The following is a 17,000-nucleotide window of genomic DNA, read 5'->3' as shown; positions in this document are numbered from 1 at the left end:
AGGGGGGTCCGAGGGAAAGGCGATTACAGACGGGCGTCAGAAACGCCTACGACGCGTCCCCGAGCCCGCTCAATACCGTCTCGGCCCGCTCCACGGCGGCCTGTCCCTGTGCGGTGACGTCGAGGTCGGGGGTGATGCCCCGGCCGTCGACGGTGTGGCCGGAGGGGGTGCGGTAGTGGCCGACGGTCAGTTCGGCGACGACGCCGTCGGGGAGCTTGCTCGGCATCTGGACCGAGCCCTTGCCGAAGGTCCTGGAGCCCACGACGACCGCGCGGCCGCGGTCCTGGAGGGCGCCGGTGAGCATCTCGGCCGCGCTCATCGTGCCGCCGTCGACCAACGCGACCAGGGGTCTGATGGTGTCTCCGCCGGCGGCCGCGTGCAGGGCGCGCTGTTGACCGTCGACGTCGTACGTCGCGACGAGGCCGCCGTCGAGGAAGGCGGAGGCGGTGGTGACGGCCTCGGTGACCAGTCCGCCGGAGTTGCCGCGCAGGTCGAGGATGAACGCGGAGTCGGCGGGGGCCTGCCGTACGGCGGTGCGGACGAGGTCGCCGACGCCCTTGGTGAACGCGGCGATCTTGATGACGGTGACCTCACCGGCGAGCTTGCGAACGGTCACGGAGTCGGTGGAGAGGCGGGCGCGCCGTACGGTCTCGCTCCACGCGTGCGTGCCGCGTTCCAGGCCGAGGGTGACGGTGGTGCCGGCGGCGGCGTCCTGGGCGTCGCCCCGCAGTAAGGAGACGACCTCGGTGACGGGCTGTCCGTCGACGTTCTCGCCGTCCACGCTGCGCAGGCGGTCGCCCTTGCGGACCCCGGCGGTGGCGGCGGGCGACCCGGACTGCACCTTGGTCACCTCGATCCGGCCGTCCCGCTCCCGGCGGGCCCAGAGCCCGACGCCGGTGTACTGGCCGTCGAGGGCCTCCTCGAACTCCTCGTACTCCCCTTGGGAGTACACGGCACCCCACCGGTCCCCGCTGCGGCTGACGGCACGCTCGGCGGCCTCCATGGGCGACTTGCCGTCGGCCTTGGCCTCGGCGGCGGCCTTCGCGACCTCTTCGGTCCGGGCGACGGGCGCCGAACGGGCCGTACCGGACGCCGATTTCCGGTCGGACCGGTCGGGTTCGTCGAACGCCCCTGCCGCCGCACCGGCCACCAGCACACTCGCGAACACCAATGTCAGGGCGGCCCCGCGGCGGACGCGGCGGGGCTGACAGAACAGGTCACGGCCTGACATGGCGGTGAGTCTAGGACAACGCGAAGGACCGCACGGGCGGTTGCCCGTACGGCCCTCTTGGCATGTGTCACACCTTCAGGTACTTGCGCAGCGCGAAGAACGCCGCAAGCGCGGGCATCAGGAGGCTCGTTGCGAGGATCAGCGGGAGCTTCGTGAGGACGGCGTCCCAGCCGATGAAGTTGATCAGGTTGAGCTTGTGGGACAGGTCCAGGCCGTGGTCGATGATGAAGTACCGGGCGACGACCAGGAATCCGCAGGCGACCGTGCCGCCGATCAGGCCGGCGACCGCGGCCTCCATGATGAACGGGGCCTGGATGTAGAAGCCGGAGGCGCCGACCAGGCGCATGATGCCGGTCTCGCGGCGGCGGCTGAACGCCGAGACGCGCACGGTGTTGACGATCAGCATCAGGGCGACGACCAGCATCAGGGCCATGACCGCGCGTGCGGCCCAGTTCATGCCGTTCAGGAGGCCGAAGAGGTTGTCCAGGATGCCCTTCTGGTCCTGCACCGACTGGACGCCGCCACGGCCGTCGAAGGCGGTCGCGATGACCTGGTACTTCTCCGGGTCCTTGAGCTTGATGCGGTACGACTCCTGCATCTGGTCCGGTGTGAGGGAACTGGCCAGGGGGGAGTCGCCGAACTGCTCCTTGTAGTGCTTGTACGCCTCGTCCTGGGACTCGAACACGACCTTCTGGACGACCGACATCTTGTCGAGGTCGGAGACGATCGACTTCTTCTGGTCGTCGGTCACCGCGCCCTTGGCGCAGTTGGGGTCCGACTCGGCGTCGCTCTTGTTGCAGAGGAAGATCGAGACGTTGACCTTGTCGTACCAGTAGCCCTTCATCGTGGTCACCTGGTCGCTCATCAGGAGCGAGCCTCCGAAGAGGGCCAGGGACAGGGCTACGGAGACGACGACCGCGAAGGTCATCGTCAGGTTGCGGCGGAGACCGACACCGATCTCGGACAGTACGAACTGGGCGCGCATGGCGGCTTCTTCAGGCCTTTCCGTGGACGGACATCAGACGGCGGTCGGTCGGCTGTCAGTGCTGGTAGCCGTAGACGCCACGTGCCTGGTCACGGACGAGGCGGCCGCCCTCCAGCTCGATGACGCGCTTGCGCATCTGGTCCACGATGTTCTGGTCGTGCGTCGCCATCACCACGGTGGTGCCCGTCCGGTTGATCCGGTCGAGCAGTTTCATGATGCCGACGGAGGTCTGCGGGTCGAGGTTGCCGGTGGGCTCGTCCGCGATGAGGAGCTTGGGCCGGTTCACGAAGGCTCTCGCGATGGCCACGCGCTGCTGCTCACCACCGGACAGTTCACCGGGCCTGCGGTCCTCCTTGCCGCCGAGCCCGACGAGGTCGAGCACCTGGGGCACGGACTTGCGGATCTCGCCCTTGGACTTGCCGATGACCTCCTGCGCGAAGGCCACGTTCTCGGCGACCGTCTTGTTGGGCAGCAGGCGGAAGTCCTGGAAGACGGTCCCCAGCTGGCGGCGCATCTGCGGCACCTTCCAGTTGGAGATGCGGGCGAGGTCCTTGCCCAGCACGTGCACCTGGCCCTGACTGCACCGCTCCTCGCGGAGGACCAGCCTCAGGAAGGTGGACTTTCCGGAGCCGGAGGACCCCACGAGGAACACGAACTCGCCCTTCTCCACTTCCAGGGAGACGTCCCTGAGAGCGGGGCGGGTCTGCTTGGGGTAGACCTTGGAGACACTGTCGAATCGGATCACGGGTGCACCACGGGTAGCCGGGGGTAGGTGAGCGTGACCATACGCGACCCGGGTGTGCCCGCGCAGTCGCCCTCCGGGGTTGTGCGACGCTTGCACGTTTTGTCGCGGATTTGAAGGGCTGGAACGCACAAGGTCGGGGCAGGATAAGGCGAGCCGCGCCGAATCCCGCGGAACCTGGCACAGTGGAGGGGGAACGTTCTAGTTTCCCGAGGCGTTGTGTCTGTGGAAGCCGGTGCAAGGAGGGCGAGCGCATGACGTACGACCGGTTGGTGTGCGCGAACTGCGCGGCGCCCGTGAACGAGGGCCGCTGTCCCGTCTGCCGCGCGAACCGCGCGCGGCTCCAGCAGGAGAACCCCTGGGGCAATCTCAACCCCATGGCGCTGATCGCCCTGCTCGCGGTACTGATCGCGGCGCTGGCGCTGGTGGCGCACCAGACCGCGTAGGCGGCCTGTACAGGGACATACGGAAAAGACATACAGAAGGGCCCGGAGCACACGCTCCGGGCCCTTCGTCGTACGACGTGCGTACGGTCCGTACGGGGACGGCTACCGTCAGGCGATCGTGCCGCCGCGGTTGCTGCTCGCGAGGCGCGGGAGCACGCGGAAGGCGATGCCGCCGGCGATCATCGTCGCGGCGCCGATCAGCAGGAACGCGGTCTGGCCGGCACCGGTCTCGGCGAGCTCACCGCCGTTGCCCTGGGCCGACGTGTCGGAACCGGTGTCGGTGAGCGCGGAGGTGCCCGCCTCCTGGGCGGAGTTGCCGCCGTCGGGGTCGGCGTTGTTGCCGCCGCTGGAGCCGCTGGTGCTGCCGTCCGTCGGGCCGTCGGTGGGCTCGTCCGTCGGCTCGGTGGGGTTGTCGGTGGGCTCGGTCGGCTCGTCGCTCGGCGGCGTCGAGGTCGGCGGCTCGGAGGACGGGGGCTCCGAGGACGGCGGCTCCGAGCTCGGGGGCTCGCTCGTCGGCGTGTTCGGGGCGGTCGGGACATTGGTGTCGGTCGGGGTGGGCGGGGTGGTGTCGTCCAGGTTGACGTCCGCGCTGACCCCGTTCTCGTCCGCGGTCACACCGAAGTCGAGCGCCGATGCGGCACCCGCGGCGGTCAGCGAGGCACCGGCGGCGATGATCGCGCCGGCCGCTATGCGCGCGACACGGATCCGCGTCTTCTTGGTCATTAGGTTGCTACCCCCAGTAGCTCGTCGTCAGGGTGGCGCGTCGGTGTCCGGGGCCGTGATCGACGGGGGTGGCGGCTGGCGAAAGCTGAGATCCCCCGGTTCACATGCGCCCCGCAGACACGCATGCCACGCTTCACCCTTCCCAGTTTTCACAGCAACGTCAAGGCCGTTGCGAGCGCAATGTCCAACTACGGGTTCTTTGCTGGGGGATGGAACCTGTGAGTGTGATGTAAAACCCAGACATCAGGGATCAGGGGCGGGGTCGCAGGGGGACGAAAAAGGCAACTGCCGCCCGGTGGACGGCAGTTGCCTTGTCGACAAAGTCACACACGAACCACCCGCAGGATTACTTCTCCTGCTGCTTGCGCCAGCGAATTCCGGCCTCCAGGAAGCCGTCGATCTCGCCGTTGAACACGCCCTCGGGGTTGCCGACTTCGTATTCGGTGCGCAGGTCCTTGACCATCTGGTACGGGTGCAGGACGTACGAACGCATCTGGTTGCCCCAGGAGTTGCCGCCGTCGCCCTTGAGGGCGTCCATCCGGGCCTGCTCCTCCTGGCGGCGGCGCTCCAGCAGCTTGGCCTGGAGCACGTTCATCGCGCTGGCCTTGTTCTGGATCTGCGAGCGCTCGTTCTGGCAGGAGACGACGATGCCGGTGGGGAGGTGGGTCAGGCGCACCGCGGAGTCGGTGGTGTTGACGCCCTGGCCACCGGGGCCGGAGGACCGGTACACGTCGACGCGCAGCTCGGACTCGTCGATCTCGATGTGATCGGTCTGCTCGACGACCGGGAGGATCTCGACACCGGCGAACGAGGTCTGGCGGCGCCCCTGGTTGTCGAACGGCGAGATCCGGACGAGGCGGTGGGTGCCCTGCTCGACGGAGAGGGTGCCGTAGGCGTACGGCACGTGCACGGCGAAGGTGGTCGACTTGATGCCGGCCTCTTCGGCGTACGACGTCTCGTAGAGCTCCGTCTTGTAGCCGTGGCGCTCGGCCCAGCGCAGGTACATGCGCTGGAGCTTCTCCGCGAAGTCCGAGGCGTCGACGCCGCCGGCCTCGGCGCGGATGGTGACGACGGCCTCGCGGGAGTCGTACTCGCCGGAGAGGAGGGTGCGGACCTCCATCTCGTCCAGCGCCTTCTTCACGGCGGTCAGCTCGTTCTCCGCCTCGGCGCGGGTGTCCGGGTCGTCCTCCTCCTCGGCCATCTCGAAGAGGACCGAGAGGTCGTCGATCCGGCCGCGGAGCGCTTCCGTCTTGCGGATCTCGGCCTGGAGGTGGCTCAGCTTGCTGGTGACCTTCTGCGCCGCCTCCGGGTCGTCCCACAGGGAGGGCGCTGCCGCCTGCTCCTCAAGGACGACGACATCTGCCCTCAGCGTGTCCAGGTCCAGGACGGCCTCGATCGACTCCATGGTCGAGGAGAGGGACTTGAGCTCTTCGGATACATCGACGACTGCCACGCCTCCAGCGTAACGGCTCCGCCAAGCGGGGAGTGCCGTGGCTGGAACGGGGCTCTGGTCACCCGGCGCCGGGGCGGGCACAGGCCCCACTCCCAGCCCGTCCGACCCGGTCTCTCAAGCGCCGGCCGGCATCACTCGGCCCGTCCGGCGTCTGAGGACGAGGCCGTTCAGGCCGATCGGAGGTCCAGGGGGCGGAGCCCCCTGGGGTGGGACGGGTAGGGGCGGCGGGGGCGAAAACCCTTACGGCGAAGCCGGTGCCGAGTTCTTCGTGTCCGGGGAGTCCCCGCCCGAGTCGCCCGACGTAGCCGCCCACGTACCGACCCCGACCGCCGCGACCAGCACCACGCCCGCCGCCGCCAGCGTCAGCCGCCGGCGCCGCGTGGCCGCCCGGTGCCGGGCCGACCCGGGGCGCGGGGCGCCCGCCGGGCGCGGGGCACGGGCCGTGCCGCGGGGTCCGCCCGCCAGCTCGTCCGGCGCCGGGACCCGCATCGACGTATGCGTGTCCCGGTTGGAGTCGGCGGGCTTGGCGCCGGGCACCAGCGGGACGGCGCCCCGTCGTACCCGCTCGCTGCGCGCGGGCGTGGCCTCCGGGGTCTCCTCCTGCTCCGCCTCCTCCTGCTCGCTGTCCGGCTCGTCCACGTCCAGCGGGGGCATGCCGGCCAGCAGGGGCAGTTGTTCGCGCAGGCGGGCGGCGAGTTCGGAGGCGCGCAGGCGGGAGGCCGGGGCCTTCGCCAGGCACTGGACCATCAGCTGCCACAGTTCGTCGGGGATCCCGGGCAGCGGTACGACGGTCTCGGTGACGTGCCGTCGTAGGACCGCACCGGGGTGGCCGCCGCCGAACGGGGTGAAACCGGCGAGGAGTTCGTACAGGACGGTCGCCAGGGCGTAGATGTCGACGGCTGCGCGCGGGGGCAGGCCCTCGACGATCTCGGGGGCGAGGTAGTCCGGTGTGCCGATGATCTTCGTGGCGCGGGTGCGGCGCGGGGAGTCGATGAGTTTGGCGACCCCGAAGTCGGTCAGCAGGGCGGGGTGCGCGCCGCCGGGGCCGAGCGGGCCCTGCATGTCGAGGAGGACGTTCTCCGGCTTGACGTCCCGGTGGACGACGCCGGCCGCGTGGGCCGCGGCGAGTCCGTCCGCGATGTCGGCGACGATCGCGACCGCCGCCTCGGGGGAGAGCCGGCGCTCGCGGTCGAGGCGGGTGCGCAGATCCGTGCCCCTGACCAGGTCCATGACGAGGGCGAGGTCGTTGCCGTCGACCACGAGGTCCCGTACGGACACGATGTTCGGGTGCTCCAGGCCGAGCAGGGCCGTGCGCTCCTGCACGAAGCGGCCGACGAGTTCCTGGTCGGACGCGAGGTCCTCGCGCAGCAGCTTGACGGCGACGGGCCCCTCGGGTCCCTCGCCCAGCCACACCGTGCCGGCACTGCCCCGCCCCAGGATCTGGTTGGCGGTGTACCGGCTGCCGATCTTCCGTGCCAAGGCTGCTCCTACCGACGCGTGTGTCGCTAAAACTACGCGTCAGATGAGCCAACCTTCACCGCGGAGGCGGAAATCACCCACTGGGTGTCGACAAATCCCCAACCCAGCGTCCGACAAGGGCGATTCGGGGTCAGTTGCCTGCTGCTGAACTCAGATCCTTGACCCAGCCGCTCACCTGTCCGGCGACGTGGCTGATCTCCTGCCAGTAGCTCTTGCCGGTGCCGATCCAGCCCTGAAGCGGGGTCAGTTCCCACACCAGCCAGCCCGCGACGAACAGCAGGACGATCGTGAACAGGCAGCCCTTCAGGCAGCCGAGTCCGGGGATCTTCATCGGGTTGGCGCTGCGCTGCCGCGGCTGGCGGGGCTCGCGGGCCGGCTCCGGCGGCCGCTGGGGCTGCTGCCGGCTCGGCGGGGCGTACTGCTGCGGCTGGTGCTGCTGCGGCTGGCCGTAGCCGCCCTGCTGCTGCGGTTGCTGGCGCTGCGACGGCCGCTGCTGCGGGCGTTGCTGGGCGGCCTGGCGGGGTTGCTGCTGTGGCTGCTGCGCGCGGGAGACCTGGCGCTGGGGGCGGCGGCGCAGCGGGTCCTCGCCCGGGTCGAGGTAGGGCTGGTACTGGGTCTGTTCGTTGCGGTCGCGGGCGGCGCGCAGCTGGTTCTGCCAGGGGTGCGGCTCCTCGGGGCCGCCGCCGGACTGGTTCTGCTGGTTCTGCTGGCCGTACGGACCGGGTTGGTTCTGCTGGCCGTACTGCCCGGCCTGGTTCTGCGGCATGACCGTGGTCGGGTCGGCCGCACCGCGGTTCGGCATCACGGTGGTCGGGTCGGCGGCGCCCACCGGGCCGCTGGTGTGCGGGAGGACGCTGGTCGCCGCGTTCGGGTCGTAGGCGCCCGCTCCGTGCGACAGGACCTGCGTCGGGTCGGCGGCGCCGGGCACGCCCGGTACGGCGGCGGGGGCCGGGTCGGGGGCCAGCAGCCTGCCGACGTTCTCGGCGGCGGCGATCTGCGCGGAGTTCGCGTGCACGCCGACGCCCTCGGCGACGACGCGCAGGCCGCGGGCGAGGTTCTCGGCACTGGGCCGCTCGTCCGGGTTCTTGCGCAGGCAACGCTCGATGACCGTCCACAGGGGGTCGGGGACCGTCGAGGGGCGGCGCGGTTCGGCGCTGAGGTGCTGGTGGAGGACTTCGAGGGCGGAGCCGCCGGAGAACGGCGGATGGCCGGTGACCAGCTCGTACAGCAGGATGCCGGCGCCGTAGATGTCCACGGCGGAGGTCTGCGGGCGGCCCTCGGCGGACTCCGGCGCGATGTACGCGGGCGTGCCGACGAATTCCTGGGTGCGGGTCAGCCCCGGGGAGTCGGCGAGGCGGGCGATGCCGAAGTCGGTGAGCAGCGGGTACATCTGGCCGCCGCCCTGCTTGAGGAGAACGTTCGCCGGCTTCAGGTCGCGGTGGACGACGCCGTCGGCGTGGCTTGCGGCCAGCGCGTCGGCGATCTGCGCGGTGAGCAGCGCGGCGCCGACGGGGCTGAAGGGGCCGTTCTCGCGCAGGTAGTGGTGCAGGTCGGGGCCCTCGACGAGGTCCATGACGAGCGCCAGGAGGTCACCCTCGACGACGAGGTCGCGGACCCGCACGATGTTCGGGTGGGTCAGGCGCAGCAGCACCGACCGCTCGCGCAGGAACCGCATCACGATGTCGGGATCGTTCGCGAGCTCTTCCTTGAGGACCTTGATCGCGACGGTCTCGCCGGGCTGGCCCTGGACGGCTGCCTCGGCGCCCGCGGTCTCACGCTGGCGGGCCCGCCAGACGGTGCCCGTGGCGCCGCGTCCGAGTGGCTCCTCCAGGAGGTACTTGCTGCCTACCGGCCGCACGTCTGCGCTCCCTGCTGCTTGCCTGTGTTCCGGTCCACTGTAGTGCCGCCCCTCTTGCGGCTACCTACGTAAGCATCGCCGTACATGTTCGAAGGAAAGACGCTCTCCCCGGTCTCCCGGTTGCCCCAATGGTCGCCGAAGCCGGACATGACCGGTCTCACTCGATCACCGGTGCGGCACTGGTCAGGCACTTTTGGGGACAGAGCTGACCAATCAAGATCACTTGGTGCCGGGCCCCGGGCGAGTTGTCAGTGGCAGGTGCGAGGATGCGTGCAGTACTGGCCGATGTGCTCGCGCGGGGTGGGGGAAATTCCGTGCCCGGGCAGAAGGGACCGCTGACGGCGATGCAGATCCGGCTGACCGTCGTAGACCCGCTGGGGCCGCCCGCGCAGCCGCGGGGCCGCTCCGCGAGTTGCGATGTGCTGGTCACCGCGCCCGCCGGCACGGCCCTGGCCGCGGTGGCGTCCGCGCTGGCCTCGGCGGTCTCCGCCGACGCGGCCGCGTCGCAGTCCGAGCGGAGCCGTGAGTCCGGCGGCCCGATCGTGCTGTACGCGGGCGTGGAGCGCCTCGACACCCAGCGCTGCACCCTCGGCGAGCCGCCGCTGACGGACGGCGCGGTGGTGTCCCTGGGCGCCCCCGCCGAGCCCGAGGCGCATCCCGAGCTGGACGACGCCCCGACCCAGCTCCATGTGGTCGCGGGCCCGGACGCGGGCGGGGTGCACCTCCTCCATGGCGGCCAGATCCACATCGGCCGCTCCGCCGACGCCGACGTCCCGCTGGACGACCCGGACGTCTCCCGGCTGCACTGCGCGGTGACGGTCGACCCCTCGGGCCGTGTCTCGGTCGCCGACCTGGGCTCGACGAACGGCACGACCCTGGCGGGCACGCGCGTGGGCACCCGTCCGGTGCGCTTCGCCCCGGGCGCGCTGCTGCGCATCGGCGAGTCGGCCCTGCGGCTGACCCCGTCCGGCGGCCCGGGAGCGCGCGCCGAGACGGCCCCCGACGGCGAGGGCCACGTGCGCGTGTCCCCCGGCACCCCGGCCGCCCCGCGCGGCGAACCCCTCGTGGTGCCGGGCCAGGCAGGCGCCCCGAGCATCGAGCACCGCGGCGTCCACGACGGGGGCGACACCCACGCGGGCCGCTTCGGCGTGTTCGGCGAGGCTCTCGGCACCGAGGAACCCGAGGGCGCCGAGGACGTGTTCTCCGCGCCCACGACGACCTCCCGCATCCCTCCGCACGACGACGACTCCGGTGCCCACTCCGGACGCAAGGGCACCCCTCTCCGGGGCACCGACGTCCCCCCGGGCGTGCGCAGGCGCGGCGGCATCGGCAAGTGGGCGCGCCGCCTGACGGGCGGCCGCGGCGAGTCGACGGCCGAGGACACCGAGCCGGCGTACGACGGCTCGTACGACGAGGAGGGCGCCGACGAGAGCGTGCCGCCCCCGCCCGTCGTCCTCCAGCAACCGGACACCTGGCCCGACCCGGCGGCCCTGCTGCTCACCGCCCTGGGCCCGGGCCCCCGCCTGTGGGAGCGCACCCCCGGTCACCCCGAGGCGCTCACGGTGCGGCTCGGCACGGCGGACCGGGCGACACCGGACGGCTCGGCGCTGCTGCCCGCGGTGCCGGTGACCTCCGGGCTCCGTGAGGTCGGCGCGCTGGGCCTGGCCGGTCCGCGCGCGCGGCTCTCGGGGCTGGCCCGCGCGGTGGTGGCCCAACTCGCGGCGCTGCACTCCCCCGACGCCCTGGAGATCGTGCTGATCAGCACGGACCGCGCGCGTACGGTGGCCGAGCGCACCGCCGAGTGGTCCTGGCTCGGCTGGCTGCCGCACCTGCGCCCCGGACACGGCCAGGACTGCCGGCTGCTGCTGGCCTACGACCGGGAACAGGCGACGGCCCGGACGGACGAGCTTCTCCGGCGGCTGGAAGACCACGCCATGGATGCGCGGGGCGGGGTGCGGGTGGTCGGCGGGGGCACGTCCACGTTCGCGTCAGGCGCCATGTCCGCGTCCGCGTCCGGGGCAAGCCGTCGCACAACGGGTATCGGCGCGCAACGAGCCTCGGCAGAAGGGCAGTTGGGGTCGGGCTCGCGGTACGGCTCGGCGGACGGACCGTCGGGCCTCGCCTCACCGCACGGTTCGCTCGCCTCACAACACGGTTCGGCGGAAGGCCAGTTGGGCGCCGCCGCACGACGCGTGACCGCCGCGTCGAGCGCCTCCACGGCGTATCCCACCCCCGACGACGCCCACCACCACCGCTCCGGCACCGCCGACCGTCCGGGGGCGGAGTCCGTCGCACCGCACGCCGTCGACGACCCGGCCTCCGGCGCCACCCGGCCCCGTTCGTCCGACGCCCGGCCCGCCGGCACCGCCGCCGCACACTCCGGCTCGGGTGCCCGGACCACCCCGGCCGCCACCGCGCCCCACGGCGCCGACGACTCCGCCGACTCCCCGCGCGGTGCCGCCCACCGCCCCGCCTGGGCCCGGACCGACGACGGTGACGGATCGGCGGACGGTTTCGTGGGGCCGTACACCGTGCTCGTGGTGGACGGTGACCCCGGTGGGGCCGATGTGCGCGAGGCGGTGGCGCGGCTGGCCCATGACGGGCCCCGGGCCGGTATCCACGTCGTGTGCCTCGCCGAGACGGAAGCGGCCTCGCCGGTGTCCCCCGTGACGGAGACCTACGAGGCGGCCTGCGCGGCGGCGCCGACGTTCCGCGAGTGCGGGGCGGTCGCGCTGCTGAGCGGTGATGTCGCCACGGCGCTGCGGCTGTTGCGGGTCGCGCACGGCGGTACGGGGCCGTCGCGTCCCGGTACCGGAGCGGCACGGTCCGGTACGGAGACATCCCGGCCCGGCACAGCGACGTCACCTCTCCGTACGGAACCGTCGCGCCTTGGCCGGAACGACCCCGACCACGCACATCCCGGTCAGGCGGGCCTCGGCCGAGCCGACCCCGACCCGTCCGGCCCCGGCCCCGCCGGCCCGGGCCCCGTGGGCAACGGCACCATCGCCGCCGTGGACGCGGTCTCCCTGGCGTGGGCCGAGCGGTTCGCGCGGGCGCTCGCGCCGCTCAGGGCGGACGGGCCCGCGAGCGAGCGGCACGCGCGCGTGTCGGCGCCGTTGCCTCAGTCGGCGCGGCTGCTGGACGAGTTGGGGCTGGCCCGGGCCACCCCGGCGTCCCTGCTGACGCGTTGGGCGGACGCGGGGGACGACAAGGACGCGATCGGCGGGCGGGCCTGGGCGGTGCTCGGGGCCGGTCCGCGCGGGCCGGTCAGCGTGGACCTGGCCACCGAGGGACCGCATCTGCTGATCGAGGGCCCGCCGGGCAGTGGTCGTACGGAGTCGCTGCGGGCGGTCGTCGCGTCCCTCGCCGCGGCCGAGCGCCCCGACCGGCTCGGCATCGTGCTGATGGACGGGCGGGACAGCGTCGGCGCTGGGGGTCCCTCCTCTGGGGGAGGTGGGCACGGCGAGGGCCTGCGGGTCTGCACGGACGTACCGCATGTCACCACCCATCTCACCGCCAACGACCCTGTCCGGATGCGGGAGTTCGCGCAGTCGCTGAGCGCGGAGCTGAAGCGGCGGGCCGAGTTGCTGGGCCGGATCGGCTTCGTCGAGTGGCATTCGCGGCACGAGGTGTCGGGGCGGATCATCGCCCAGCGCGGCACGTCGGGTGCCGGGGACCTGGACTCCCCGACCAGTTCGACGATCCGGCTGCGCCCGTCGGCGGCGGCCCGTCAACAGACGGAGGCGGCACCGCCGTTGCCCCGTCTGGTCGTGGTGGTCGACGACCTGGACGCCCTGGTGAGGCCGCCGCTCGGCTCTCCCGGGCGCCCCGCCGCCGGGTCGGTGATACGCGCTCTGGAGGCGGTGGCCCGCGAGGGCGAGCGGCTCGGTGTGCACCTGGTGGCGGCAGCCGCCGTAGAGGCGCGTACGGCCGAGACGGAACCCGCCCGGCACACCACTCTGCGCGTCAGCCTCGATCCGACGGCCCAGGGGCCGGAGGAACCCGCCCCGGGGCGTGGCCGGTTGACGCTGCCGGACGGGCGGGCGACTCCGTTCCAGGGTGGTCGTGTGACGGGCCGTATCCCGCGCACGGCGACGCTCCGTCCCACGGTCGTGCCCCTGGAGTGGCAGCGCATGGGCGACCCGCCGGCCCGCCGCCCGGTCCGCGAACTGGGCAACGGGCCAACGGACTTGGCGCTCCTGGCCAGTGCGCTGGAGCGGGCCACGCGCTCGGTGTCCGCGGCGGAGGTGCCGTCGCTCCTCTGATCGTTCACAGGTTGCCCACACAACCCCACGTCACGACCCAATCACGATCGCGTACTTGACAGCGGACGCCATCTTGCCGCGTTCAAGTACCGGGCGTAGACCAGTGCGCACGGAAGCGTTCGAGCGTTCGACGAGGAACGAAGAACGGGGCAGTGATGCGCAGCACGAGCAGCACCCACCGGACACGCAGAACCGTACGTACAGCGGCAGTTGTCGCCGCGGGAGCGCTGACGCTCTCGCTCGCCGCCTGTGGAGGCGGCAGCGACAAGAGCGACGACAGTAAATCCAGCAGTCCCTCGGAGACCGCGGGCACGGTCACCCTCCCCAAGCTGAACGGCGCGAGCCTCGAAGTGGCCGCCGTGTGGACGGGTGCCGAGCAGAAGAACTTCAAGACGGTCCTGGCGGAGTTCGAGAAGCGCACGGGGGCCAAGGTCACCTTCGTGCCCGCCCAGGACCCGATCATCAACTTCCTCGGCTCGAAGGTCGCGGGCGGCCAGCCGCCGGACATCGCGATGCTCCCGCAGCCCGGCGCCATCAAACAGGCCGTCGACAAGAAGTGGGCCAAGCCCCTCGGAGCCGAAGCGCTCGCGGAGTTGCAGAAGAACTACTCGCAGGGCTGGCAGGACATCGGCAAGGTCGACGGCAAGCAGTACGGCGTCTACTACAAGGCCGCCAACAAGTCGCTGATCTGGTACAACGCCAAGGTCTTCGAGAACGCGGGCGCCAAGGAACCCAAGACCTGGCAGGAGTTGCTGACCACCGCGCAGACGGTCTACGACTCCGGGGTCACCCCGTTCTCGGTCGCGGGCGCGGACGGCTGGCCGCTCACCGACTGGTTCGAGAACGTGTATCTGTCGCAGGCGGGCCCGGAGAAGTACGACGAACTCGCCCAGCACAAGATCAAGTGGACGGATCCCTCCGTGAAGGAGGCCCTCACCACGCTCGCCCAGATCTGGGGCAAGAAGGCCTATATCGCGGGCGGTCAGAGCGGCGCGCTCCAGACGGAGTTCCCCGCGTCCGTCACCCAGACCTTCAACGGCGGCGACCAGCCGAAGTCCGCGATGGTCTACGAGGGCGACTTCGTACAGGTCAACATCGGTGAGACGAAGGCGAAGGTGGGCACCGACGCGAAGGTGTTCCCGTTCCCGGCGGTGGGCTCCACCTCGCCCGTGGTCTCCGGCGGCGACGCGGCCGTCATCCTGAAGGACTCCAAGGCGGCCCAGGCGCTGGCGACCTTCCTCGCCTCACCGGACGCGGCGACGATCCAGGCCAAGCTCGGCGGCTATCTCTCCCCCAACAAGAACGTGCCGGACTCGGCGTACCCGAACGCGGTGCAGCGGACGATCGCCAAGTCGCTGATCGCGGCCGGTGACGACTTCCGCTTCGACATGTCCGACCAGGCCCCGCAGTCCTTCGGCGGGACCCCGGGCAAGGGCGAGTGGAAGGACCTCCAGGACTTCCTGAAGAACCCGACGGATGTCGCGGGCACGCAGGCGCAGTTGGAGAAGGACGCGGCGGCGGCGTACGCGAGCGGGAGCTGAGCCCGAGATGGCATCGGCAGCGGCGGAGGCCCCCGGGGCCTCCGTCCCTCCCCGCAATCGCAAGAGCGTGACCGGCACCCGCAGGACCGTGGCAGTGCTGTTCCTGCTGCCCGCCCTGGTGCTGCTCGGCGCGCTCGTGGTCTACCCGATCGGGTACTCGCTGGTCCGCAGCTTCGGCAACCAGGCCGGCGACGGTTTCGCCGGATTCGACAACTACAAGGCCCTGTTCACCGACGACGGCATCCGCACCGCCCTGAAGAACAACGTCATCTGGGTGATCTTCGCGCCGACGGTCGCCACCGCCCTCGGTCTGATCTTCGCGGTGCTGACCGAACGGGTGCGCTGGGGAACGGCGTTCAAGCTGGTCGTCTTCATGCCGATGGCGATCTCGATGCTGGCGGCCGGCATCATCTTCCGCCTCGTCTACGACCAGGACCCGCACAAGGGGGTCGCCAACGCGGTCTGGGTCGGCGTCCACGACACGTTCGTCTCGTCGTCTGCGTTCCCGAACGCCCACCCGGGCCGCGAGTCGCCGCTGAAGGCGGACCACGGCGCCTTCATCACCAGTACGACGGTCCACACGGGCCAGACCGTCGTCCTCCCGCTGGTCGGCGTCGCCCCCGACCAGATGCCCGACGGCGCGAAGAAGGCCGCGGCCGCGAAGGCCGAGCCGGGGAAGATCACCGGCACGACCTGGCAGGACTTCACCCGCGGCAAGGGCGTCGGCAAGCTCGGCGGGGTCGACCCGTCCGAACTCGGCTACGGCGGCATGAGGATCGAGGCCGTCAAGGACGGCAAGGTGGTCGCCTCGACCAAGGCCGCGGGCGACGGCACCTTCACGCTGCCCGCCAAGGCCGACGGGGCCCAACTCCGGCTCCCGGCAGGCAACTTCAAGGCGCCGTACAACGGAGTGGAGTGGCTGGGCCCGTCGTTGGTGACGCCGGCCATCATCGGGTCGTACGTGTGGATGTGGGCCGGGTTCGCGATGGTGCTGATCGCGGCCGGACTCGCGGGTGTGCCACGGGAGTTGCTGGAGGCGGCGCGGGTCGACGGCGCCAACGAGTGGCAGGTGTTCCGCAGAGTCACGGTGCCGCTGCTGGCGCCGGTGCTCGCGGTCGTCGCCGTCACGCTGATGATCAATGTGCTGAAGATCTTCGACCTGGTCTTCATCATCGCCCCCGGGTCCTCGCAGGACGACGCGAACGTGCTGGCCCTGGAGCTGTACCGGAAGGGCTTCTCGGAGGACCAGCCGGGCATCGCCAGCGCCATCTCGGTGTTCCTGCTGCTGCTGGTGATCCCGGTGATGCTCTTCAATGTGCGGCGACTGCGGCGGGAGGTGCGGCGATGACGACGGATGCCGGAAGTCTCGGTACGACCGGGCCAGTTGAGGTCGTCAAGGCGCGGGAGTCGCTCGGCTCCCGGCTCGCGGCGGCGGCCAGCGGGGGTCTGGTCCGGGTGTTCCTGATCGTCGTCGGCCTGTTCTGGCTGGTGCCGACGCTCGGGTTGCTGCTGTCCTCGCTGCGCAGTCCGGAGGACATGAGCGCGAGCGGCTGGTGGAAGGTCTTCAGCCAGCCGTCCCAACTCACCTTCCACAGCTACAAGACGCTGCTGGAGAACAGCGACATCACCAACTCGCTGTGGAACACCGTCCTGATCACGGTCCCGGCGACGATCCTCGTCGTGGTGATCGGCTCGCTCGCGGGCTACGCGTTCGCGTGGATGGAGTTCCCGGGCCGCGACTGGTGGTTCCTGGGCGTGGTCGGCCTGTTGGTCGTGCCGGTGCAGGTGGCGCTGATCCCGATCGCCGAACTCTTCGGCAAGCTGGGTCTGTTCGGGACCATCTTCGGGGTGATCCTGTTCCATGTCGGCTACGGGCTGCCGTTCGCGGTGTTCCTGCTGCGGAACTTCTTCGCGGAGATCCCGCGCGAACTCCTGGAGGCGGCCCGGCTGGACGGCGCGGGCGAACTGCGGCTGTTCGCCCGGGTCGTGATGCCGCTCGGCGGGCCCGCGATCGCGAGCCTGGGCATCTTCCAGTTCCTGTGGGTGTGGAACGACATGCTGGTCGCGCTGGTGTTCACCAAGTCGAGCACCCAGCCGATCACGGTCGCACTCCAGACGCAGGTACGCCAGTTCGGCAACAACATCGACGTGCTGGCACCCGGTGCGTTCATCTCCATGGTGATCCCGCTGGCCGTGTTCTTCGCGTTCCAGCGGCAGTTCGTGACCGGTGTGATGGCAGGAGCGGTCAAATAGCCGCAAAACACACATAGTTCAAAG

The 17,000-nt window shown here is 71.2% G+C and carries 12 protein-coding genes; 5 read left to right on the top strand and 7 right to left on the bottom strand.

The annotated features are described in order from the left end of the window. Nucleotides 1-46: 46 nt before the first annotated feature. The 3 genes from OG714_RS30780 to ftsE all read right to left on the bottom strand — a co-directional run bounded on the left by OG714_RS30780 (nucleotide 47) and on the right by ftsE (nucleotide 2,961). Nucleotides 47-1,231 carry a S41 family peptidase gene (locus OG714_RS30780; protein WP_406125839.1) on the bottom strand — a complete coding sequence of 395 codons (1,185 nt, stop codon included), beginning with the start codon at nucleotides 1,229-1,231 and terminating at the stop codon, nucleotides 47-49. A 67-nt stretch (nucleotides 1,232-1,298) separates the two neighbouring features. Then, entirely contained in the window at nucleotides 1,299-2,216 is a 918-nt protein-coding gene (gene ftsX / locus OG714_RS30775; RefSeq protein WP_406125836.1) for a permease-like cell division protein FtsX, read from the bottom strand. 55 nt (nucleotides 2,217-2,271) lie between these two features. Further along, entirely contained in the window at nucleotides 2,272-2,961 is a 690-nt protein-coding gene (ftsE, locus tag OG714_RS30770) for a cell division ATP-binding protein FtsE (protein ID WP_019065989.1), read from the bottom strand. 251 nt (nucleotides 2,962-3,212) lie between these two features. On the opposite strand from ftsE, the gene OG714_RS30765 reads away from it, so the two are divergent. Next, nucleotides 3,213-3,404 carry a hypothetical protein gene (locus tag OG714_RS30765; protein WP_019056429.1) on the top strand — a complete coding sequence of 64 codons (192 nt, stop codon included), beginning with the start codon at nucleotides 3,213-3,215 and terminating at the stop codon, nucleotides 3,402-3,404. Nucleotides 3,405-3,512: 108 nt separating this feature from the next. Here the strand turns inward: OG714_RS30765 and OG714_RS30760 are convergent, their stop codons facing one another. From OG714_RS30760 to OG714_RS30745, 4 genes are all read right to left on the bottom strand, one after another. After that, nucleotides 3,513-4,127: a hypothetical protein gene (locus tag OG714_RS30760; protein ID WP_406125833.1), complete on the bottom strand. Its 615-nt coding sequence runs from the start codon at nucleotides 4,125-4,127 to the stop codon at nucleotides 3,513-3,515. Nucleotides 4,128-4,473: 346 nt separating this feature from the next. Continuing rightward, a complete protein-coding gene (prfB, locus tag OG714_RS30755; RefSeq protein WP_406125832.1) occupies nucleotides 4,474-5,580 on the bottom strand; it encodes a peptide chain release factor 2 in 1,107 nt (368 codons plus the stop codon). A 240-nt stretch (nucleotides 5,581-5,820) separates the two neighbouring features. Then, the gene (locus OG714_RS30750; protein ID WP_406125830.1) at nucleotides 5,821-7,059 is read right to left on the bottom strand and encodes a serine/threonine-protein kinase; all 1,239 of its coding nucleotides are present in this window, start codon (nucleotides 7,057-7,059) and stop codon (nucleotides 5,821-5,823) included. Nucleotides 7,060-7,189: 130 nt separating this feature from the next. Further along, nucleotides 7,190-8,917 (bottom strand): serine/threonine-protein kinase, encoded by a 1,728-nt coding sequence (locus tag OG714_RS30745; RefSeq protein ID WP_406125828.1) that lies wholly within the window; start codon nucleotides 8,915-8,917, stop codon nucleotides 7,190-7,192. 344 nt (nucleotides 8,918-9,261) lie between these two features. On the opposite strand from OG714_RS30745, the gene OG714_RS30740 reads away from it, so the two are divergent. From OG714_RS30740 to OG714_RS30725, 4 genes are all read left to right on the top strand, one after another. After that, nucleotides 9,262-13,182: an FHA domain-containing protein gene (locus OG714_RS30740; RefSeq protein WP_406132019.1), complete on the top strand. Its 3,921-nt coding sequence runs from the start codon at nucleotides 9,262-9,264 to the stop codon at nucleotides 13,180-13,182. A gap of 155 nt (nucleotides 13,183-13,337) precedes the next feature. Further along, on the top strand, nucleotides 13,338-14,723 hold the full coding sequence (locus tag OG714_RS30735; RefSeq protein ID WP_406125826.1) for an ABC transporter substrate-binding protein: 1,386 nt from the start codon (nucleotides 13,338-13,340) through the stop codon (nucleotides 14,721-14,723). A gap of 7 nt (nucleotides 14,724-14,730) precedes the next feature. After that, nucleotides 14,731-16,071 carry a carbohydrate ABC transporter permease gene (locus tag OG714_RS30730; RefSeq protein WP_406125824.1) on the top strand — a complete coding sequence of 447 codons (1,341 nt, stop codon included), beginning with the start codon at nucleotides 14,731-14,733 and terminating at the stop codon, nucleotides 16,069-16,071. Then, the gene (locus OG714_RS30725) at nucleotides 16,068-16,976 is read left to right on the top strand and encodes a carbohydrate ABC transporter permease (RefSeq protein ID WP_406125822.1); all 909 of its coding nucleotides are present in this window, start codon (nucleotides 16,068-16,070) and stop codon (nucleotides 16,974-16,976) included. Before OG714_RS30730 ends, OG714_RS30725 begins: the two co-directional genes overlap by 4 nt. Nucleotides 16,977-17,000: the final 24 nt, after the last annotated feature.

Source organism: Streptomyces sp. NBC_00989 (genome assembly GCF_045162655.1).
Lineage (GTDB): Bacteria > Actinomycetota > Actinomycetes > Streptomycetales > Streptomycetaceae > Streptomyces.
This window is presented reverse-complemented; position numbering and strand designations above follow the sequence as displayed.